This window comes from Streptomyces sp. CB00455 (genome assembly GCF_001905445.1).
Classification (GTDB): Bacteria; Actinomycetota; Actinomycetes; order Streptomycetales; family Streptomycetaceae; genus Streptomyces.
Map to the genome: position 1 here is coordinate 999,530 of NZ_LIVQ01000002.1, position 20,359 is coordinate 1,019,888.

At 70.2% G+C, this 20,359-nt stretch carries 20 protein-coding genes; 6 read left to right on the plus strand and 14 right to left on the minus strand.

The features are described from left to right. Positions 1–55 precede the first annotated feature (55 nt). Both AMK16_RS12020 and AMK16_RS12025 read left to right on the plus strand, forming a co-directional pair. The gene (locus AMK16_RS12020; protein WP_073913030.1) at positions 56–625 is read left to right on the plus strand and encodes a hypothetical protein; all 570 of its coding nucleotides are present in this window, start codon (positions 56–58) and stop codon (positions 623–625) included. A gap of 98 nt (positions 626–723) precedes the next feature. Continuing rightward, the gene (locus AMK16_RS12025) at positions 724–1,302 is read left to right on the plus strand and encodes a hypothetical protein (protein ID WP_073913033.1); all 579 of its coding nucleotides are present in this window, start codon (positions 724–726) and stop codon (positions 1,300–1,302) included. An 88-nt stretch (positions 1,303–1,390) separates the two neighbouring features. On the opposite strand, the gene nuoN is transcribed toward AMK16_RS12025, so the two are convergent. Genes nuoN through AMK16_RS12095 form a run of 14 tightly spaced genes read right to left on the minus strand, consistent with a single transcriptional unit; the run spans position 1,391 to position 17,369 of the window. Then, positions 1,391–3,046 (minus strand): NADH-quinone oxidoreductase subunit NuoN, encoded by a 1,656-nt coding sequence (gene nuoN / locus AMK16_RS12030; RefSeq protein WP_073913036.1) that lies wholly within the window; start codon positions 3,044–3,046, stop codon positions 1,391–1,393. Beyond that, a complete protein-coding gene (locus tag AMK16_RS12035; protein ID WP_073913039.1) occupies positions 3,043–4,644 on the minus strand; it encodes an NADH-quinone oxidoreductase subunit M in 1,602 nt (533 codons plus the stop codon). Before AMK16_RS12035 ends, nuoN begins: the two co-directional genes overlap by 4 nt. A gap of 1 nt (position 4,645) precedes the next feature. Beyond that, a complete protein-coding gene (gene nuoL, locus AMK16_RS12040) occupies positions 4,646–6,586 on the minus strand; it encodes an NADH-quinone oxidoreductase subunit L (protein WP_073913042.1) in 1,941 nt (646 codons plus the stop codon). Between the two features lie 9 nt (positions 6,587–6,595). Next, on the minus strand, positions 6,596–6,895 hold the full coding sequence (nuoK, locus tag AMK16_RS12045; RefSeq protein WP_073913045.1) for an NADH-quinone oxidoreductase subunit NuoK: 300 nt from the start codon (positions 6,893–6,895) through the stop codon (positions 6,596–6,598). Next, entirely contained in the window at positions 6,892–7,707 is an 816-nt protein-coding gene (locus AMK16_RS12050; RefSeq protein WP_073913048.1) for an NADH-quinone oxidoreductase subunit J, read from the minus strand. Before AMK16_RS12050 ends, nuoK begins: the two co-directional genes overlap by 4 nt. Next, positions 7,704–8,330 (minus strand): NADH-quinone oxidoreductase subunit NuoI, encoded by a 627-nt coding sequence (gene nuoI, locus AMK16_RS12055; RefSeq protein ID WP_073913051.1) that lies wholly within the window; start codon positions 8,328–8,330, stop codon positions 7,704–7,706. Before nuoI ends, AMK16_RS12050 begins: the two co-directional genes overlap by 4 nt. 3 nt (positions 8,331–8,333) lie before the next feature. Next, positions 8,334–9,692, minus strand: coding sequence for an NADH-quinone oxidoreductase subunit NuoH (gene nuoH / locus AMK16_RS12060; RefSeq protein WP_073913054.1), 1,359 nt, complete (start codon positions 9,690–9,692; stop codon positions 8,334–8,336). Beyond that, positions 9,689–12,202: an NADH-quinone oxidoreductase subunit G gene (locus AMK16_RS12065; RefSeq protein WP_073913057.1), complete on the minus strand. Its 2,514-nt coding sequence runs from the start codon at positions 12,200–12,202 to the stop codon at positions 9,689–9,691. The genes nuoH and AMK16_RS12065 overlap by 4 nt, the downstream gene beginning before the upstream one ends. Beyond that, positions 12,199–13,578 carry an NADH-quinone oxidoreductase subunit NuoF gene (nuoF, locus tag AMK16_RS12070; RefSeq protein WP_073913061.1) on the minus strand — a complete coding sequence of 460 codons (1,380 nt, stop codon included), beginning with the start codon at positions 13,576–13,578 and terminating at the stop codon, positions 12,199–12,201. Before nuoF ends, AMK16_RS12065 begins: the two co-directional genes overlap by 4 nt. Continuing rightward, on the minus strand, positions 13,578–14,348 hold the full coding sequence (gene nuoE / locus AMK16_RS12075; protein WP_073913064.1) for an NADH-quinone oxidoreductase subunit NuoE: 771 nt from the start codon (positions 14,346–14,348) through the stop codon (positions 13,578–13,580). Before nuoE ends, nuoF begins: the two co-directional genes overlap by 1 nt. After that, the gene (locus tag AMK16_RS12080) at positions 14,345–15,679 is read right to left on the minus strand and encodes an NADH-quinone oxidoreductase subunit D (RefSeq protein WP_073913068.1); all 1,335 of its coding nucleotides are present in this window, start codon (positions 15,677–15,679) and stop codon (positions 14,345–14,347) included. Before AMK16_RS12080 ends, nuoE begins: the two co-directional genes overlap by 4 nt. Further along, complete coding sequence (locus AMK16_RS12085) at positions 15,679–16,443, minus strand: NADH-quinone oxidoreductase subunit C (RefSeq protein ID WP_073913071.1); 765 nt, start codon at positions 16,441–16,443, stop codon at positions 15,679–15,681. The genes AMK16_RS12080 and AMK16_RS12085 overlap by 1 nt, the downstream gene beginning before the upstream one ends. Next, complete coding sequence (locus AMK16_RS12090; RefSeq protein ID WP_030162005.1) at positions 16,440–16,994, minus strand: NuoB/complex I 20 kDa subunit family protein; 555 nt, start codon at positions 16,992–16,994, stop codon at positions 16,440–16,442. The genes AMK16_RS12085 and AMK16_RS12090 overlap by 4 nt, the downstream gene beginning before the upstream one ends. A gap of 15 nt (positions 16,995–17,009) precedes the next feature. Further along, positions 17,010–17,369 (minus strand): NADH-quinone oxidoreductase subunit A, encoded by a 360-nt coding sequence (locus tag AMK16_RS12095; protein WP_008738438.1) that lies wholly within the window; start codon positions 17,367–17,369, stop codon positions 17,010–17,012. Positions 17,370–18,159: 790 nt separating this feature from the next. Here AMK16_RS12095 and AMK16_RS12100 point away from each other — a divergent pair. The 4 genes from AMK16_RS12100 (at position 18,160) to AMK16_RS12115 (ending at position 20,358) form a co-directional block, all read left to right on the plus strand. After that, positions 18,160–19,005: a C40 family peptidase gene (locus AMK16_RS12100; protein WP_073913074.1), complete on the plus strand. Its 846-nt coding sequence runs from the start codon at positions 18,160–18,162 to the stop codon at positions 19,003–19,005. 295 nt (positions 19,006–19,300) lie between these two features. Further along, the gene (locus tag AMK16_RS12105) at positions 19,301–19,600 is read left to right on the plus strand and encodes a hypothetical protein (protein ID WP_073913077.1); all 300 of its coding nucleotides are present in this window, start codon (positions 19,301–19,303) and stop codon (positions 19,598–19,600) included. Between the two features lie 72 nt (positions 19,601–19,672). Then, a complete protein-coding gene (locus AMK16_RS12110) occupies positions 19,673–19,915 on the plus strand; it encodes a hypothetical protein (RefSeq protein ID WP_073913080.1) in 243 nt (80 codons plus the stop codon). Beyond that, positions 19,909–20,358: a DNA-binding protein gene (locus AMK16_RS12115; protein ID WP_199885408.1), complete on the plus strand. Its 450-nt coding sequence runs from the start codon at positions 19,909–19,911 to the stop codon at positions 20,356–20,358. Before AMK16_RS12110 ends, AMK16_RS12115 begins: the two co-directional genes overlap by 7 nt. Position 20,359: the final 1 nt, after the last annotated feature.

Sequence of the window (20,359 nt, forward strand, 5' to 3'; positions counted from 1 at the left end):
CGCAGGGTGATGCTCCTGGGGCCGACCGCCCGACATCGCCCCAAGGAGACCCCGTATGGCCTCTCGTACCGGCATCCTCACCCTGGCCCTCGCCGCCGCTCTCACCCTGGCGGGCAGTCCCGCCGGCGCCCACCCCGTGCCACCCGCCGGTCCGGCTTTCGCCGCGGATCCCGCGGCCTGGTCCGAACTGAAGCGGGCGACCGTGGCGACCAGCCGATACCACCGGGAGCGGGCCGGGCTGGAGGCCGGCTACGTCCCGGACAAGTACTGCGTCCGCGACCCGGCCGGCTCGGGGGCCCTCGGCTACCCGCACTTCAACCACGCCCACGACAACTCCCTCGACCCCACGAAGCCCGCCGCCCTCCAGTACGAGGACGACGACAAGGGCCGCCGCAGGCTCGTCGGTCTCGAATGGGTCGTCATGGACCGCGACGGCAGGGTCGACACGGACGACGACCGGCCGGCCCTCTTCGGACAGCCGTTCAAGGGGCCCTTCCCGGGCCGCTTCAAGGGCCAGCCGGTGCACTACGCCCTGCACGTCTGGCTGTGGAAGAAGAACCCGGCCGGGCTGTTCGCCTCGTACAACCCGGCGGTGCGCTGCCTGCCCGGCACCACCCGGCCGTAGCGCGGGGCCCCCGTTTGGGGGCGCGCCGCGTGCAGCGCTCCCGCGGCCCCGGGATGGTGGACGAAAGCCCGTCCGCCCAGGAAAGCGCAGGAGTCCCGATGCACGCACCCCGCTTCAAGGCCGTCCTCACGTGCGCCGCCGCCGCCTCCATAGTCCTCGCCGCCCTCCCGGCGGCCAGGGCCGTGGACGGCCCGGCGCCCGACAGGAACAACCACCGGGCGATGCTCGACATGGCGACGGCCTACCGGGTGACGGCCAAGTACCAGAACGAGCGGGCGGCCATCGCCGACGGCTACATCCGTACGGACGACTGCATGTCCAACAAGAGGGGCCCGGGCGCCATGGGCTACCACTACCTGAACCCGTCCCGCTGGGGCTCCACGGACCCGAGCAGGCCGACGTCCCTGATCTACGGCGCGGAGAAGGGCCCGGGCGGCCGCAAGCTGTACGCGGTGGAGTGGCAGGTCTCCGACCCGGACCAGAACCTGGCGACGCACGAAGGCCGCCCCACGATGTTCGGTCTGCCCTTCGACGGCCCGATGCCGGGCCACACGCCCGGGATGCCCATCCACTTCGACCTGCACATGTGGGGGTACAAGGACAACCCGCAGGGCCGGTTCCACAACTGGAACCTCAACGTCACCTGCCCCGCGCCGTCTTCTCACGAGCACTCGTAGGAGCAGCCCTCACGCAGGTGCGGCGATACACCGGCGGGCCCCGCTCCCCTGAGGGAACGGGGCCCGTCGCCCGCAGCAACGGAACCGGTCAGCGGACGAAAGTGCTCGCCTGTCCCGCCAGGTCCAGGAAGTACTGCGGGGCCACGCCCAGGACCAGAGTGACCGCCACGCCCACCGCGATGGTCGTCATCGTCAGCGGCGAGGGGACGGCCACCGTCGGGCCGTCGGCCTTCGGCTCGCTGAAGAACATCAGGACGATCACCCGGATGTAGAAGAACGCGGCGATCGCGGAGGAGAGGACACCGACCACGACCAGCGCGCCCGCGCCGCCTTCGGCCGCCGCCTTGAACACGGCGAACTTGCCGGCGAAGCCCGAGGTCAGCGGAATGCCGGCGAAAGCCAGCAGGAACACCGCGAACACCGCCGCCGTCAGTGGCGAACGGCGGCCGAGCCCGGCCCACTTGGACAGGTGCGTCGCCTCGCCGCCCGCGTCGCGCACCAGCGTGACCACCGCGAAGGCGCCGATCGTCACGAAGGAGTACGCGGCCAGGTAGAAGAGGACGGACTGCACGCCCTGCGCCGAGGTCGCGATCACGCCCGCCAGGATGAAGCCGGCGTGCGCGATCGAGGAGTAGGCCAGCAGCCGCTTCACGTCCGTCTGGGTCACGGCGATCACCGCGCCCGCCAGCATCGTGACGATCGCGACGCCCCACATCACCGGCCGCCAGTCCCAGCGCAGGCCGGGCAGGACCACGTACAGCAGCCGCAGCAGCGCCCCGAAGGCCGCGACCTTCGTCGCCGCCGCCATGAAACCGGTGACCGGCGTCGGGGCGCCCTGGTAGACGTCCGGGGTCCACATGTGGAAGGGGACCGCGCCGACCTTGAAGAGCAGACCCGTCAGGACCAGCGCCCCGCCGATCAGGAGCAGCGCGTCGTTGCCCATGGTGTCGGCGAGCGCCGGGTCGATCTTCGAGACCGTGCCGTCGACCACGTCGGCGATCACGGCGTACGAGACCGAGCCGGCGTACCCGTAGAGCAGCGCGATCCCGAAGAGGAGGAAGGCGGAGGAGAAGGCGCCCAGCAGGAAGTACTTGACCGCGGCCTCCTGCGACATCAGCCGCTGGCGGCGGGCGACGGCGCAGAGCAGGTACAGCGGGAGGGAGAAGACCTCCAGCGCGATGAACAGGGTCAGCAGGTCGTTGGCCGCCGGGAAGACCAGCATCCCGGAGACCGCGAACAGCGCGAGCGGGAAGACCTCGGTGGTGGTGAAGCCCGCCTTGACGGCGGCCTTCTCGCTCTCGCTGCCCGGTACGGACGCCGCCTGGGCGGCGAAGGAGTCCACCCGGTTGCCGTGCGCTGCCGGGTCCAGGCGCCGCTCGGCGAAGGTGAGGACCGCGACGACCGACGCCAGCAGGATGGTGCCCTGCAGGAACAGCGCCGGGCCGTCCACGGCGACCGCGCCCATGGCCGCGATGTGCGCCTTGGTGCTCCCGTACCCGCCGGCGGCGAGGCCGACGACCGCCGCGAAGGCCGCGGCCAGGGCCGCGACGGCGAGGAACACCTGGACGTAGTAGCGGGACTTGCGCGGTACGAAGGCCTCGACGAGGACTCCGAGGACCGCCGCGCCCAGCACGATCAGCGTGGGCGCGAGCTGCGCGTACTCGATCACCGGTGCCGGGATCCGTTCGACCGGTCCGTCGGCCGCCAGTGTCCACAGGCTGTGGGCAGCAGTCACGGTGCTCACTTCGCCGCCTCCCCATTCTTCGCAGGTACGGCCTCGACAGCCACCTCGGGCTTCGGGTCGCTCTGCTTGACGTCCGACATGGTGTGCTGCACCGCCGGGTTGACGATGTCCGTCAGCGGTTTCGGGTACACGCCCAGCCCGATCAGCAGCACGATCAGCGGAGCGACCACCAGCACTTCCCGCAGGCGCAGGTCCGGCATCTCGCGGACCTCCTCCTTCACGGGGCCCGTCATCGTGCGCTGGTAGAGGACCAGCGTGTACAGCGCGGCCAGCACGATGCCGACGGTGGCGATGGCGCCGACGACCGGGTACCGGGCGAAGGTGCCGACCAGGACCAGGAACTCGCTGACGAAGGGCGCGAGCCCGGGCAGCGACAGGGTGGCCAGTCCGCCGATCAGGAAGGTGCCGGCGAGGACGGGTGCCACCTTCTGGACGCCGCCGTAGTCGGCCATGAGCCGCGAGCCGCGCCGTGAGATCAGGAATCCGGCCACCAGCATCAGGGCGGCCGTCGAGATCCCGTGGTTGACCATGTAGAGCGTCGCCCCGGACTGGCCCTGGGAGGTCATCGCGAAGATGCCCAGGATGATGAAGCCGAAGTGCGAGATCGAGGCGTAGGCGACCAGCCGCTTGATGTCGCGCTGTCCGACCGCGAGCAGGGCGCCGTAGACGATGCTGATCAGGGCCAGGACCAGGACCACCGGCGTGGCCCACTTGCTGGCGTCGGGGAAGAGCCCGAGGCAGAAGCGGAGCATCGCGAAGGTGCCGACCTTGTCGACGACCGCGGTGATCAGCACGGCGACCGGTGCGGTGGACTCGCCCATCGCGTTCGGCAGCCAGGTGTGCAGCGGCCACAGCGGGGCCTTCACCGCGAAGGCGAAGAAGAACCCGAGGAACAGCAGACGCTCGGTGTTGGTCGCCATGTCGAGGGTGCCCGCCGCGCGGGCGGCGGTGATCTCCTGGAGCGAGAAGTTCCCGGCGACCACGTACAGCCCGATGACGGCGGCCAGCATGATCAGACCGCCGGCCAGGTTGTAGAGGAGGAACTTGACGGCGGCGTACGAGCGCTGAGCGGCCGCGTTCTCGTCGGATCCCGCGTGTGCCCGGTCCCCGAAACCGCCGATGAGGAAGTACATCGGGATGAGCATGGCTTCGAAGAAGATGTAGAAGAGGAAGACGTCGGTGGCCTCGAAGGAGATGATCACCATCGCCTCGACCAGCAGGATCAGGGCGAAGAAGCCCTGGGTCGGCCGCCAGCGCGTGGAGCTCGTCTCCAGGGGGTCGGCGTCGTGCCAGCCGGCCCCGATCACGAAGGGGATGAGCAGCGCGGTGAGCGCGATGAGCGCCACCCCGATGCCGTCGACGCCCAGCTCGTAGCGGACGCCGAAGTCGGCGATCCACGCGCGGGATTCGGTGAGCTGGTAGCGGTCGCCGCCGGGCTCGAAGCGGATCGCGACGAGCACGGCCAGCGCCAGGGTCGCCAGCGAGAACAGCAGCGCGAGCCACTTGGCGGCGGTCCTGCGGGCGGCCGGTACGGCCGCCGTCAGGATCGCGCCGGCCGCGGGGACCGCCGCCGTCACCGTCAGAAGCGGGAAACTCATCTCACACCGCCCTCATCAGCAGGGTCGCGGCGATCAGGATCGCCGCGCCCCCGAACATCGAGACCGCGTAGCTGCGGGCGTAGCCGTTCTGCAGCCTGCGCAGCCGGCCCGACAGTCCGCCGACCGAGGCGGCCGTCCCGTTGACCACCCCGTCGACCAGGCTGTGGTCGACGTACACGAGGGAGCGGGTCAGGTGCTCCCCGCCGCGCACCAGCACGACGTGGTTGAAGTCGTCCTGGTAGAGGTCCCGCCGGGCCGCCCGGGTGAGGAGCGAGCCGCGCGGGGCGAGCACCGGGACGGGCCTGCGGCCGTACATCGCCCAGGCGACGGCGACACCGAGGACCAGGACCACCATGGTGGCGAGCGTGACCGTCAGGGCGCTGACCGGCGGGTGTCCGTGCTCGTACCCGGTGACGGGCTCCAGCCAGCTCAGGAACCGGTCGCCGATGCTGAAGAAGCCGCCGGCGAAGACGGAGCCGAAGGCCAGCACGATCATCGGGACGGTCATGGACTTCGGGGACTCGTGCGGGTGCGGCATGCGGCCCGCCCGGTGGTCCCCGGCGGGCTCGGCGCCGGGCGCCGTGTCCGCGTCGGGGGCGGGCTGCCAGCGCTTCTCGCCGAAGAAGGTGAGGAGCATGACGCGGGTCATGTAGAACGCGGTGATCGCGGCGCCGAGCAGGGCCACCGAGCCGAGGATCCATCCCTCGGTGCCGCCCTTCGCGAAGGCCGCCTCGATGATCTTGTCCTTGGAGAAGAAGCCGGACAGGCCAGGGAAACCGATGATCGCCAGGTACCCGAGCCCGAAGGTCACGAAGGTGATCGGCATGTACCGGCGCAGGGCGCCGTACTTGCGCATGTCGACCTCGTCGTTCATCCCGTGCATCACGGAACCCGCGCCGAGGAAGAGGCCGGCCTTGAAGAAGCCGTGCGTCACCAGGTGCATGATCGCGAACACGTAGCCGATCGGGCCGAGGCCCGCGGCGAGGATCATGTAGCCGATCTGGGACATCGTCGATCCGGCGAGCGCCTTCTTGATGTCGTCCTTCGCGCAACCGACGATCGCACCGAAGAGGAGCGTGACCGCGCCCACGACGGTGACCACCAGCTGGGCGTCGGGGGCCCCGTTGAAGACGGCTCCCGACCGCACGATCAGGTAGACGCCGGCGGTCACCATCGTCGCCGCGTGGATCAGGGCCGAGACCGGGGTCGGGCCCTCCATCGCGTCGCCGAGCCAGGACTGCAGCGGGACCTGGGCCGACTTGCCGCAGGCCGCCAGCAGCAGCATCAGGCCGATCGCCGTCAGCCTGCCCTCGGAGGTCTCGCCGACCGAAGCGAAGACCGGCCCGAAGGCGAAGGTGCCGAAAGTGGTGAACATCAGCATGATCGCGATCGACAGGCCGATGTCACCGACGCGGTTGACCAGGAAGGCCTTCTTCGCGGCGGTGGCCGCGCTGGGCTTGTGCTGCCAGAAGCCGATCAGGAGGTACGAGGCGAGGCCCACGCCCTCCCAGCCGAAGTACAGCAGCAGGTAGTTGTCGGCGAGGACCAGCAGCAGCATCGCCGCGACGAACAGGTTGAGGTAGCCGAAGAAGCGGCGGCGCCGCTCGTCGTGCTCCATGTACCCGATGGAGTAGACGTGGATGAGCGTGCCCACGCCGGAGATCAGCAGGACGAAGGTCATCGACAGCTGGTCGAGCTGGAAGGCGATGTCCGCCTGGAAGCCCTCCACCGGGATCCAGCTGTACAGGTGCTGGCTCAGGGTCCGGTCCTGCGCCCCGCGCCCCAGCATGTCGGCGAACAGCGCGGCGCCGATGCCGAAGGAGACGGCGGCGAACAGGGTGCCGATCCAGTGTCCGGCCCTGTCGAGACGCCGGCCGCCGCACAGCAGCACCACCGCTCCGAGCAGGGGCGCCGCCACCAGCAGCGCAATCAGGTTCTCCACTGCGACCCCTTACAGCTTCATCAGGCTGGCGTCGTCGACCGAGGCCGAGTGGCGGGCACGGAACAGCGACACGATGATCGCCAGGCCGACCACGACCTCCGCGGCGGCGACGACCATCGTGAAGAACGCGATGATCTGGCCGTCGAGGTTGCCGTGCATCCGCGAGAAGGCCACGAAGGCGAGGTTGCAGGCGTTGAGCATCAGCTCGACGCACATGAACAGCACGATCGCGTTCCTGCGGATCAGCACTCCGGCCGCGCCGATGGTGAACAGCAGCGCCGCCAGGTACAGGTAGTTGACCGGATTCACTTCGAGGCCTCCTCACGGCCGAGGCGCTCCGAGGACGCCTGCTCCAGTGCCTTGAGGTCGTTCAGCGCATCGCCGGAGACGTCCCGGATCTGGCCGCGGGCGCGCAGCGTCTTGCTGACCGTCAGCTCGGAGGGGGTGCCGTCCGGCAGCAGGCCGGCGACGTCCACCGCGTTGTGCCGGGCGTAGACGCCGGGCGCGGGCAGCGGCGGGAGCTGTACGCCCCCGCGGACGCGGCGCTCGGCCAGCTCGCGCTGGGTGGCGGCCCGCTCGGTGCGCTCGCGGTGGGTCAGCACCATCGCGCCGACGGCCGCGGTGATCAGCAGCGCGCCGGTGATCTCGAAGGCGAAGACGTACTTGGTGAAGATCAGCTGGGCCAGGCCCTCGACGTGCCCGGCGGAGTTGATCCGGCCCAGCCCGTTGAAGTGGGAGAGCCCGGCGTGGGCGATGCCGGCGATCAGCAGGATGCCGAAGCCGAGTCCGCACAGGACCGCCAGCCAGCGCTGGCCCTTGATGGTCTCCTTCAGGGAGTCGGCGGCGGTGACGCCGACGAGCATGACCACGAAGAGGAACAGCATCATGATCGCGCCGGTGTAGACGACGACCTGGACGACGCCCAGGAAGTACGCCCCGTTGGCGAGGTAGAAGACCGCCAGGATGATCATCGTCCCGGCCAGGCTGAGGGCGCTGTGCACGGCCTTCTTCATCAGGATCGTGGACAGCGCGCCGATGACGGCGACGGTGCCGAGGACCCAGAACTGGACTGCCTCTCCGGTGGAGGTCAGCGAGGCGGCCGCGGCGAGCGGAGCGCTCATCGTCCGATCACCTCCTGCGAGGCGGGCTCGGTCGGGCCGAAGTCGGAGGCGGCCTCCTGCGGGGCCTGCTCGCCCGCGGACTTCGCCTCCTGCCGGACCGTGCCGGGGGCGGCCCCCGTCACCAGCCCGCGGTAGTAGTCCGTGTCCTGCGTGCCGGGGAACATCGCGTGCGGGGCCTCGACCATGCCTTCGGTCAGGCCCGTGAGCAGCTGCTCCTTGGTGTAGATGAGCGATTCACGGCTGGAGTCGGCCAGTTCGAACTCGTTGGTCATGGTCAGCGCCCTCGTCGGGCACGCCTCGACGCACAGCCCGCACAGGATGCAGCGGGCGTAGTTGATCTGGTAGACCGCGCCGTAGCGCTCACCCGGGGAGTAGCGCTCCTCCTCGGTGTTGTCCGCGCCCTCCACGTAGATGGCGTCGGCGGGACAGGCCCAGGCGCACAGTTCACACCCGATGCACTTCTCCAGACCGTCCGGGTGCCGGTTGAGCTGGTGGCGTCCGTGGAAGCGCGGGGCGGTGGTCTTGTGCTGCTCCGGGTACTGCTCGGTGAGGCGCTTCTTGAACATGGCCTTGAAGGTCACGCCGAAGCCGGCCACCGGGTTCTGCCACTTGTCGTCGGACATGTCTCAACCCTCCTCTCGGTCGCTGTCGGTGTTCGTCCCGCCGCTGCCGATCAGCTCCCGCTGACCGCGGGACCGCCGGCGCGGTACAGGTGCCAGGTGCTGCCCGGGCTTGGGCGGTACGGGGAAGCCGCCCGCCTGCGGGTCGAAGGGCCCGGCGGCGGCCCCCTTGCCGGCCTCTTGGGCGGCGGCCTTCTCCCGCTTGTCGCGCAGGACGTCCGCGACGAAGGAGAGGAGCAGGACCGCCACGACGGCGCCCCCGACGTACAGCACGATCTCGCTGAAGTCGTAACTCTCGTTGCGCAGCGCCCGGACGGTGGCGACCAGCATCAGCCAGACCACGGAGACGGGGATCAGGACCTTCCAGCCGAGCTTCATCAGCTGGTCGTAGCGCACGCGCGGCAGCGTGCCGCGCAGCCAGATGAAGAAGAACAGCAGCAGCTGCACCTTGATGACGAACCAGAGCATCGGCCACCAGCCGTGGTTCGCGCCCTCCCAGTACGTCGAGATCGGCGCCGGGGCCCGCCAGCCGCCCAGGAAGAGGGTGACCGAGACCGCGGAGACGGTGACCATGTTGACGTACTCGGCGAGCATGAACAGCGCGAACTTGATGGAGGAGTACTCGGTGTTGAAGCCGCCGACCAGGTCGCCCTCGGACTCCGGCATGTCGAAGGGGGCGCGGTTCGTCTCGCCGACCATGGTGATGACGTAGATGATGAAGGACACCGGCAGCAGGACGATGTACCAGCGGTCCGCCTGGGCTTCCACGATCGCCGAGGTCGACATCGACCCGGAGTAGAGGAAGACGGAGGCGAAGGCCGCGCCCATCGCGATCTCGTAGGAGATCATCTGCGCGCAGGAGCGCAGGCCGCCCAGGAGCGGGTAGGTCGAGCCGGAGGACCAGCCCGCCAGCACGATGCCGTAGATGCCGACCGATGCCACCGCGAGGATGTAGAGCATCGCGATGGGCAGGTCGGTCAGCTGCATCGTGGTGCGCTGGCCGAAGATGGAGACCTCGTTGCCCGCGGGCCCGAAGGGGATCACGGCGATGGCCATGAAGGCGGGGATCGCCGCGATGATCGGGGCCAGGACGTAGACGGCCTTGTCGGCCCGCTTGACGATCAGGTCTTCCTTGAGCATGAGCTTCACGCCGTCGGCGAGCGACTGGAGCATGCCCCAGGGCCCGTGCCGGTTGGGGCCGATGCGCAGCTGCATCCAGGCGACGACCTTGCGTTCCCACACGATGGAGAAGAGCACCGTCACCATCAGGAAGGCGAAGCAGAACACCGCCTTGAGGACGACGAGCCACCAGACGTCGCGGCCGAAGAGGGAAAGGTCCTCCGCGGCGAGCTGTACCGCGTTCACGCGCCCACCTCCGCAGTGGTGTCGCCTGCGCCGGCCGGGGTCGCCGGACCGATGCGCACGAGGGTGCCCGGGCGGGCGCCGGTGTCGGCGAGGACGCCGGATCCGGTGGAGTTCAGCGGGAGCCAGACCACGCGGTCGGGCATCTCGGTGATCCGCAGCGGGAGTTCCACGGAGCCGGCCGGGCCGGTCACCGCGAGGACGTCGCCGTCCTTGACGCCCGTCTCGGCGGCCGTGGCGGGCGACAGGCGGGCGCTCGCCTCGTGCCGGGTGCCGGCCAGGGCTTCGTCGCCGTCCTGGAGCCGGCCCTGGTCGAGGAGGAGCCGGTGGCCCGCGAGGACCGCCTCGCCCGCTCCGGGACGGGGCAGCGGCGTGGTGTCCGCGGACTGCTCGGCGGCGCGCTCCCCGGCCCACGGGCCGAGCGCGTCGAGCTCACGGCGTACGGCGTGTACGTCGGGCAGCGCGATCGGCCGGTCGGCCGCGTCGGCCAGCATGTGCAGCACGCGGGCGTCGGCGGGGGCGAGCCGGCGGGTCATCTGGTCGGGCTTCAGCGCGGCCTCGAACGGCCGGACCCTGCCCTCCCAGTTGATGAAGGTGCCCGCCTTCTCGGCCACGGCGGCGACCGGGAAGACCACGTCCGCGTGGTCGGTGACCTCGCTGGGGCGCAGTTCCAGACAGACCACGAAGGCCTCCTGGAGGGCGGTCCGCGCCCGTGCCGGGTCCGGCAGGTCGGCGACCTCGACGCCCGCCACCAGCAGCGCGGACAGCTCGCCTCCGGCGGCGGCCTGGACGATCTGGCCGGTGTCGCGGCCGTAGCGGTGCGGGAGCGCGTCCAGGCCCCAGACGCCGGCGACCTCGTCGCGGGCCCGCGGGTCGGTGGCCGGGCGGGCGCCGGGCAGCAGCGACGGCAGCGCGCCCGCCTCGACGGCGGCCCGTTCCCCGGCCCGGCGCGGGATCCACACCAGGGTGGCCCCGGTCGCGGCGGCGGCCCGTACCGCGGCGGTCAGCGCGCCCGGGACCCCGGCGAGGCGCTCCCCGACGACGATGACGGCGCCCGGTTCGCGCAGCGCCCCGGCGGCGGCCGCGCCGCCCTCCTCCAGGCCGCTGTGGGCGGCGAGGGCGTCCAGCCACGCGGGCTCGGTGCCGGGCGCGGCGGCCAGCAGGGTGCCGCCCGCCTTCTCCAGGCCGCGGGTGGCGAAGGGCGCGAGGGCGAAGGTCCGCTGCTTGTGCTTGCGGTGCGCCTTGCGCAGCCGCAGGAAGACCCCGGGCGCCTCTTCCTCCGCCTCGATGCCGGCCAGCAGCACGGCGGGCGCCGCCTCCAGCGAGGTGTAGGTGACCCCCCTGCCGCCGAGGTCCTTTCCGGTGCCGGCCACGGTGGCGGCCAGGAACTCGGCCTCCTCCGCGCTGTGCACACGGGCCCGGAAGTCGATGTCGTTGGTGTCCAGCACGACCCGGGCGAACTTGGCGTACGCGTAGGCGTCCTCGACGGTGAGCCGGCCACCGGTCAGTACTGCGGCCCGGCCGCGCGCGGCGGCGAGGCCGTTCGCGGCGGCTTCCAGGGCCTCGGGCCAGCTCGCCGGCGCGAGGATGCCGTCGGCGCCGCGCACCAGCGGGGTGGTGAGCCGGTCGGGGCGCTGGGCGTATCGGAAGGCGAAGCGGCCCTTGTCGCAGACCCATTCCTCGTTGACCTCGGGGTCCTCGGCGGCCAGGCGGCGCAGCACCTTGCCGCGGCGGTGGTCGGTGCGGGTCGCGCAGCCGCCCGCGCAGTGCTCGCACACGCTTGGGGAGGAGACGAGGTCGAAGGGGCGGGAGCGGAACCGGTAGGCGGCCGAGGTCAGCGCGCCGACGGGGCAGATCTGGATGGTGTTGCCGGAGAAGTACGACTCGAAGGGGTCGCCCTCGCCGGTGCCGACCTGCTGGAGCGCGCCGCGTTCCAGCAGCTCGATCATCGGGTCGCCGGCCACCTCGTTGGAGAAGCGGGTGCAGCGCGCGCACAGCACGCAGCGCTCGCGGTCCAGCAGCACCTGGGTGGAGATCGCGACCGGCTTCTCGTAGGTGCGCTTCCTCCCCTCGAAACGGGATTCGGCGTTGCCGTGCGACATCGCCTGGTTCTGCAGCGGGCACTCGCCGCCCTTGTCGCAGACCGGGCAGTCCAGCGGGTGGTTGATGAGCAGGAGCTCCATCACCCCGCGCTGGGCCTTGTCGGCGACGGCGGAGGTCAGCTGGGTCTTGACGACCATGCCGTCGGTGCAGGTGATGGTGCAGGAGGCCATCGGCTTGCGCTGGCCCTCGACCTCGACGATGCACTGGCGGCAGGCGCCGGCCGGGGAAAGGAGCGGGTGGTCGCAGAAGCGTGGGATCTCGATGCCGAGCTGTTCGGCGGCCCGGATGACGAGGGTGCCCTTGGGCACCGAGAGCTCGATCCCGTCGATGGTCAGGGAGACCGTGTCGGGCTTCGCGGCCGGCCCGCCGGCCTCGCCGCCACCGGCGGGAGCGTTCGTGGTGACGGTCATGCGTTCACCTCCGTGTCAGCCCAGAGGGTCGACTTCCTGGGGTCGAAGGGGCAGCCCTTGCCCGTGATGTGCTGCTCGTACTCCTCGCGGAAGTACTTCAGCGAGGAGAAGATCGGGCTGGCCGCGCCGTCGCCGAGTGCGCAGAAGGACTTGCCGTTGATGTTGTCGGCGATGTCGCCCAGTTTGTCGAGGTCGGCGAGGGTGCCGGTCCCGTTTTCGATGGAACGCAGCAGCTGGACCAGCCAGTACGTGCCTTCGCGGCACGGTGTGCACTTGCCGCAGGACTCGTGGGCGTAGAACTCGGTCCACCGGGTGACGGCCCGCACCACGCAGGTCGTCTCGTCGAAGCACTGGAGCGCCTTGGTGCCGAGCATCGAGCCGGCGGCGCCCACGCCCTCGTAGTCGAGCGGGACGTCGAGGTGCTCGTCGGTGAACATCGGGGTGGAGGAGCCGCCCGGGGTCCAGAACTTCAGCCGGTGCCCGGGCCGCATCCCGCCGCTCATGTCGAGGAGCTGGCGCAGGGTGATGCCGAGCGGGGCCTCGTACTGGCCGGGGCCCACGACGTGCCCGGAGAGCGAGTACAGGGTGAAGCCGGGGGACTTCTCGGTCCCCATCGCCTTGAACCAGTCCTTGCCCCTGTTGAGGATGGCGGGGACCGAGGCGATGGATTCGACGTTGTTGACGACGGTGGGGCAGGCGTAGAGCCCTTCCACCGCGGGGAAGGGGGGACGCAGCCGGGGCTGGCCGCGCCGGCCTTCGAGGGAGTCGAGCAGGGCCGTCTCCTCGCCGCAGATGTAGGCGCCCGCCCCCGCGTGCACCGTGATGTCGAGATCGGTGCCGCTCCCGAGGATGTCCTTGCCGAGGTAGCCGGCCTCGTACGCCTCGCGCACCGCCTCGTGCAGGCGCCGCAGGACCGGCACGACCTCGCCGCGCAGGTAGATGAAGGCGTGCTGCGAGCGGATCGCGTAGCAGGCGATGATCATTCCCTCGATGAGGGAGTGCGGGTTGGCGAAGAGGAGGGGGATGTCCTTGCAGGTTCCCGGCTCCGACTCGTCCGCGTTGACCACCAGGTAATGCGGCTTCCCGTCTCCCTGCGGGATGAACTGCCACTTCATCCCGGTGGGGAAGCCCGCTCCGCCGCGCCCGCGCAGACCGGAGTCCTTCACGTAGGCGATCAGGTCGTCCGGGGTCATCGCGAACGCCTTGCGCAGGCCCTCGTAGCCCTCGTGGCGCCGGTAGGTCTCCAGGGTCCACGACTCGGGCTCGTCCCAGAAGGCCGACAGGACGGGCGCGAGGAGCTTCTCCGGGCTGGACCCGCCCCCGGCCTGCGGCCGGGAGGTGTCTCCGAGATGTTCGTTCGGAGTGGACACCGACATCACTCCCCTCCCTTGGTGGTTGCCTCGCCCCGCGGGTGCACGACCGAGGTGTGCGGGGACTCGCCGCGTGCGAGGCGCAGGCCGGCCAGGGAGGCGGGGCCGGCGCCGCCGGTGGCCTCGACCGCGCCCTCGCGCTCGTCGGGGAAACCGGCCAGGATGCGGGCCGTCTCCTTGTACGTGCACAGCGGAGCGCCCCGGGTCGGCTCGACCGGCCGGCCGGCCAGGAGGTCGTCCACCATGGCCTTGGCGGACTCGGGGGTCTGGTTGTCGAAGAACTCCCAGTTCACCATCACCACGGGGGCGAAGTCGCAGGCCGCGTTGCACTCGATGTGCTCCAGGGTGACCTTGCCGTCGGGGGTGGTCTCGTTGTTGCCGACCCCGAGGTGCTCCTTGAGCTCCTCGAAGATGGCGTCCCCGCCCATCACCGCGCACAGCGTGTTCGTGCAGACGCCGACCTGGTAGTCGCCCGAGGGCCGCCGCCGGTACATCGTGTAGAAGGTGGCGACGGCGGTGACCTCGGCGGTGGTCAGGCCCAGGACCTCGGCGCAGAAGCGGATGCCGGTGCGCGAGACGTAGCCCTCCTCGGACTGCGTCAGGTGCAGCAGGGGCAGCAGCGCGGAGCGGCTGTCGGGGTAGCGGGCGATGACCTCGGCGGCGTCGGCCGCGAGCCGCTCGCGGACCTCCGCCGGGTAGTCCGGGGCGGGCAGCTGGGGCATGCCCAGCGAGAGGGGGGCTGCGGGGGTCTCCCCCCGAGAAGGCACGGTGGTCATCGGTCGACGCCTCCCATCACGGGGTCGATGGAGGCGACGGCGACGATGACGTCGGCGACCTGGCCGCCCTCGCACATCGCCGCCATGGCCTGGAGGTTGGTGAAGGACGGGTCGCGGAAGTGGACCCGGTAGGGGCGGGTGCCGCCGTCGGAGACGACGTGCACGCCGAGCTCGCCCCTGGGTGATTCGACGGCCGCGTACGCCTGCCCGGCCGGCACCCGGAAGCCCTCGGTCACGAGCTTGAAGTGGTGGATCAGGGCCTCCATGGAGGTGCCCATGATGTTCTTGATGTGGTCGAGGGAGTTGCCGAGGCCGTCGGGGCCCATCGCCAGCTGCGCGGGCCAGGCGATCTTCTTGTCGGCGACCATCACCGGTCCGGGATCCAGCCGGGCCAGGCACTGCTCGATGATCCGCAGCGACTGGCGCATCTCCTCCAGGCGGATCAGGAACCGCCCGTAGGAGTCGCAGGACTCGGTGGTCGGCACGTCGAACTCGTAGGTCTCGTAGCCGCAGTACGGGTCCGACTTGCGCAGGTCGTGGGGCAACCCCGCGGAGCGCAGGACGGGGCCGGTGGCGCCCAGGGCCATGCAGCCGGCGAGGTCGAGGTAGCCCACGTCCTGCATGCGGGCCTTGAAGATCGGGTTGCCGGTGGCGAGCTTGTCGTATTCCGGCAGGTTCTTCTTCATGGTCTTGACGAACTCGTGCAGCTGGTCGACGGCGCCCGGGGGCAGGTCCTGCGCGAGCCCGCCGGGGCGGATGAACGCGTGGTTCATGCGCAGGCCGGTGATCAGCTCGAAGATGTCGAGGATGAGCTCGCGGTCGCGGAAGCCGTAGATCATGATCGTCGTCGCGCCCAGCTCCATGCCGCCGGTGGCGATGCACACCAGGTGGGAGGAGAGCCGGTTGAGTTCCATCAGCAGCACGCGGATGACCGTGGCGCGGTCCGGGACCTGGTCGGTGATGCCCAGCAGCTTCTCGACGCCCAGGCAGTACGCCGTCTCGTTGAAGAAGGGCGTCAGGTAGTCCATGCGCGTCACGAAAGTGGTGCCCTGGGTCCAGTTCCGGTATTCGAGGTTCTTCTCGATGCCGGTGTGCAGGTAGCCGATGCCGCAGCGGGCCTCGGTGACCGTCTCGCCGTCGATCTCCAGGATCAGGCGGAGCACGCCGTGGGTGGACGGGTGCTGGGGGCCCATGTTGACGACGATCCGCTCGTCGTCCGCGCGGGCCGCGGACTGCAGGACCTCGTCCCAGTCGCCGCCCGTGACGGTGTAGACGGGGCCTTCGGTGGTCTCCCGGGAGGAGGCGGGGTGCGATGCGTTCGGGGTGTTCATCAGCTGTACGACCTCCGCTGGTCGGGAGCCGGGATCTGGGCGCCCTTGTACTCGACGGCGATGCCGCCGAGCGGGTAGTCCTTGCGCTGCGGGAAGCCCTGCCAGTCGTCCGGCATCATGATCCGGGTGAGGGCCGGGTGGCCGTCGAAGACCAGGCCGAAGAAGTCGTACGTCTCGCGCTCGTGCCAGTCGTTGGTGGGGTAGACGGAGACGAGCGAGGGGACGTGCGGGTCGCTGTCCGGGACGGACACCTCCAGCCGCAGGATCCGGCCGTGGGTGAGCGAGCGCAGGTGGTAGACGGCGTGCAGCTCGCGGCCCTTGTCGTGGGGGAAGTGCACCCCGCAGACGCCGGTGCACAGCTCGAAGCGCAGGGCCGGATCGTCGCGCAGGGTGCTCGCGACCCGTACGAGGTGCTCGCGGGCGATGTGGAAGGTGAGCTCGCCGCGGTCGACCACCGTCTTCTCGATGGCGTTCTCGGGGACCAGGCCCTGCTCTTCCAGCGCGCCTTCGAGCTCGTCGGCGACCTCGTCGAAGTAGGAGCCGTACGGGCGGCTGGTCGCGCCGGGCAGGACCACGGTGCGGACCAGGCCGCCGTATCCGCTGGTGTCGCCGCCGGCGGCGGCCCCGAACATGCCCTTGCGGACGCCGATGACCTCGGGTCCCTGGGCACGCGGTGCGGGTACGTTCCCGCCGCCCGCGCCGTTGGCGTCCTCCGCGCCTTCGCGGCCGTCGGCGCCGTTCTCCGGCTCTTGGGTCTCGCTCACCGGAGCAGCCCCTTCATCTCGATGGTGGGCAGGGCCTTGAGGGCCGCCTCCTCCGCCTCACGGGCCGCCTCTTCGCGGTTCACGCCGAGCTTGCCGCCCTGGATCTTCTGGTGGAGCTTGAGGATCGCGTCCATCAGCATCTCGGGGCGCGGAGGACAGCCTGGCAGGTAGATGTCCACGGGGACGATGTGGTCGACGCCCTGGACGATCGCGTAGTTGTTGAACATCCCGCCCGAAGACGCACAGACGCCCATGGAGATGACCCATTTCGGCGCGGGCATCTGGTCGTACACCTGCCGCAGTACCGGCGCCATCTTCTGGCTCACCCGGCCGGCCACGATCATGAGGTCGGCCTGGCGCGGAGAGCCGCGGAAGACCTCCATGCCGAAGCGGGCCAGGTCGTACCGGCCCGCCCCGGTGGTCATCATCTCGATGGCGCAGCACGCCAGACCGAAGGTGGCGGGGAAGACGGATGACTTGCGCACCCAGCCCGCGGCCTGTTCGACGGTGGTCAGCAGAAAGCCGCTCGGCAGCTTCTCTTCCAGTCCCATGGAAAATTCAGCCCCTCAGTCCCATTCCAGGCCGCCGCGGCGCCAGACGTAGGCGTAGGCGACGAAGACGGTGAGCACGAAGAGCAGCATCTCGACGAGCCCGAAGATCCCCAGGGAGTCGAAGGTGACGGCCCAGGGGTAGAGGAAGACAACCTCGATGTCGAAGACGATGAAGAGCATCGCCGTCAGGTAGTACTTGATGGGGAAGCGGCCGCCGCCGGCCGGCACGGGAGTGGGCTCGATGCCGCACTCGTATGCTTCGAGCTTTGCCCGGTTGTACCGCTTTGGACCGATCAGCGTGGCCATGACCACGGAGAAGATCGCAAACCCTGCGCCGAGGGCGCCGAGCACGAGGATGGGCGCGTACGCATTCACGCTCCTCGCTCCTTCCAGTCGTCCTTGACCGTTGGACCGCTGCGCCGGCTGGAGCGCCGCCCAGCGGGTGGCTGGGGGCGTGTCCCGCCTCGCGAAGATCGTGTACATGTGAGGCAGTTCACAAGCCGGACTGCTGCGCATCTTATGCCTGCTCGTCTGTGATCTGCGACACGGGTTGCAACACCGACTTTGTGATCTCCACCACCTGACGAACGATCATGAAGGCAGATGAGTGGTGATCTTCATACGTGAAGCATCCACATGATCACCAAAGGTGACATCCGGCCCTGTTACTGCAGGTAGAGGCCTTTGCGCTTTATCAAAGGTTTCCCTATGCAGGCAAATTGGCGACAGCAGCTCCTCGGTGATAAAGGGATCGGCGTCGCCCGGACGAGGGAGGTTCCGCGTACGGAAGTGGACGCGGGGCGGGAGCGCACGCCTGCCGTCACCGACCGTGTGCATCCGTTCACGATCGCGCCGCGGACTTCACGGCAAGGTCACGGACGGGCCACAGCGTCCGCACAGCGTGACGCTCCTGTGACCTGCGCCACTCCCGTTTCGCGTCGGCAAAAGCGGGCTTGGCCATCTGTGCGGAGTGATGGTAGGTCGTGGATCAATACGGACTAATTGCAGAAACCCCATGATCACAGGCTTGTGAAGCCATGTCCGTTTGGTCCGATACGGCGTCAATAAGAAGCCTGACGCCCCCGGTTCACGGGCTCCGCGAGCAACTGTGGCGCACGCCACGTTTCTTGAAGGGAACCCATGGGCCCTGATACCGGTTGTCCTCATGTCCCACACCGCTCACATACCCAGCCACCGGAAGCCCCGCCGCAGCGCCTCGAAGCTTGCGGTCCGCGCCGGAGTTGCCGGTGGCGTCCTCAGCACCCTCGCCATGGCCGGCACCGCGAGCGCGTCCCCGACCGCCGAGCCCGTGGCCGAGACAACGCTCGAAATGCCGGTCCTCAACCTGGACCTGGGCGCCGACGTCGCCTCCGCCGTCACCACGGCAGCCGAGAACACCCGCTCGGCAGCCGTCGAAGGCGAACTGACCGCCCAGGAGGAGAGCGCCCGCACCGGCGCCGCCGCCGAGGCGAAGAAGGCCAAGGAAGACGCCCAGCAGAAGGCCGACGCCGAGAAGAAGGTCCAGGAAGAGGCGGCCCGCAAGGCCGAGGCCGAGCGCGCCAACCGCAGCACCGCCCGCGCCACGCTCGCGACCAAGTCCTCCTCCGGCGCCACCTCCAGCGACGGCTCGGGCGCCTCGGTCGCCGCCCCGGCGACCGGCTCCGCCGCCGCCATCGTGAACTTCGCCCGCGCGCAGGTCGGCAAGGCGTACGTCATGGGCGGCACCGGGCCGTCCTCGTTCGACTGCTCCGGCCTCGTCCAGGCCGCCTACCGCCAGGCGGGCATCTCCCTGCCCCGCATGTCCCAGGACCAGTCCTCGGCCGGCACCTCGGTGTCCCTGAGCGCCCTCCAGCCTGGCGACATCCTGTACTGGGGCTCCAAGGGCAACGCCTACCACGTCGCCCTGTACGTGGGAGGCGGCAAGTTCGTCGGCGCGCAGAACCCCAGCACGGGCATCGTCGAGCGCGGCATGAGCTACGACAGGCCGACGGGCGCCGTGCGCATCCTTTGAGCCGTGTGAGACGTCGCGACGTCAGGAAGGGCCGGTACTCCCCCGCTCGGGGGCGGAGTACCGGCCCTTCCGTCTGCCCCGGGCCGCGGAGGGACGCAGGCATCGCAATCCCCGTGACCGGCAGGCAACTTGTCAACGGCAGTCCCGTGCCACCCACCATCACCCGGCGCCCCTACCGGCCGCCCGCGCAGGGCTCCGTCCCGCCTGGCGGGCGGCCCGTATCGAACCGGCCGAGGCCCTGCGAAGATGGCCGTGGCGCGCCCGGCCCCGTTCGACCCATGGAGGTGGTGGCTTCGTGAGCACCAGGCCGTACGAGTACCACGGCACCGGCGACCCCACCGCGGCCCCCGCCGCCCTCGGTCTCGGACTCCTCGCCGTGGGCGGCTGGCTGCTGACCACGGCCCGTCCCTGGCACAAGCCGGGCAACGCCCTGACCCTGGGCCTCGGCTGGAGCGCCTCCGGGGCACTGCTGCTGTGCGGGCTGGTGCTGCTGGCCCGCTGCGTGCGCACGGTCCACGGCGTCACGGACGCGCAACCGCGAACGGCAGCGGACCGGGCCGGGGAGCCCCCCGCCCGGCCCACCGGCTCCTGCTGAGCCTGCGAAGCCGGTTCCACCTGGGTAACCGTCGGACAAGAAATGTCCTACCGGCGGTGTTACGTTTTAGATATGAGCAGTCACGCAGCACCCGAGGCCGCCGAGCGGGCCGGCAAGAGATCCGTGTCGCTCGCCCAGTCGTTGATCAAGGAAGTCGAGGAACGCGCGGGTAAAAGCGGCTTCTCCTCCGTTGTGGCCGAAGCTCTGGAGGAATGGCTCGCCGCGCAGAAGCTCCGCGAGGTCGTGACCGCTGACCGCAAGGCGTTCGGCCCCGTATCCGCCGAAGCTCGGCGGCAGGCGGAGCAGGAGTGGTAAGCAAGCGCCTCAAGATCAAGGCGAAGAGCGAGGGCACGCTCGTCCTGGACGCCCAAGGGCTTTCACTGCACGTCGACGGTGACGAGGGGATGCGTGCTCGCATCGAGGTCGCTCAGCAGAGCGGCCGACGCGTGGCGCTGTCCGCACTGACGCCCCTGGAGGTGCGTCGAACAGGAGAAGCCGCCAAGCGACTCCAGTTCCTGCTGTCCCGGTTCGACGTGAAGCCGGTCAACGACGCGGTGACGGACGCCGCGGCGAAACTGCTGGACGCCTCGGGCCTCGACGGGCACGAATGCCTCGTGGACGCACTCGTGGTGGCCACGGCCGCGCTCTGCCCGCCCCCGGTACTCCTCGTCACCTCCGACAAGTCGCACATCCCCGCGCTGTGCAAGGCCGCAGAGGAGCTTCCCGGCTCACCGAAGGTGAAAATCGTCAACGTGTGAC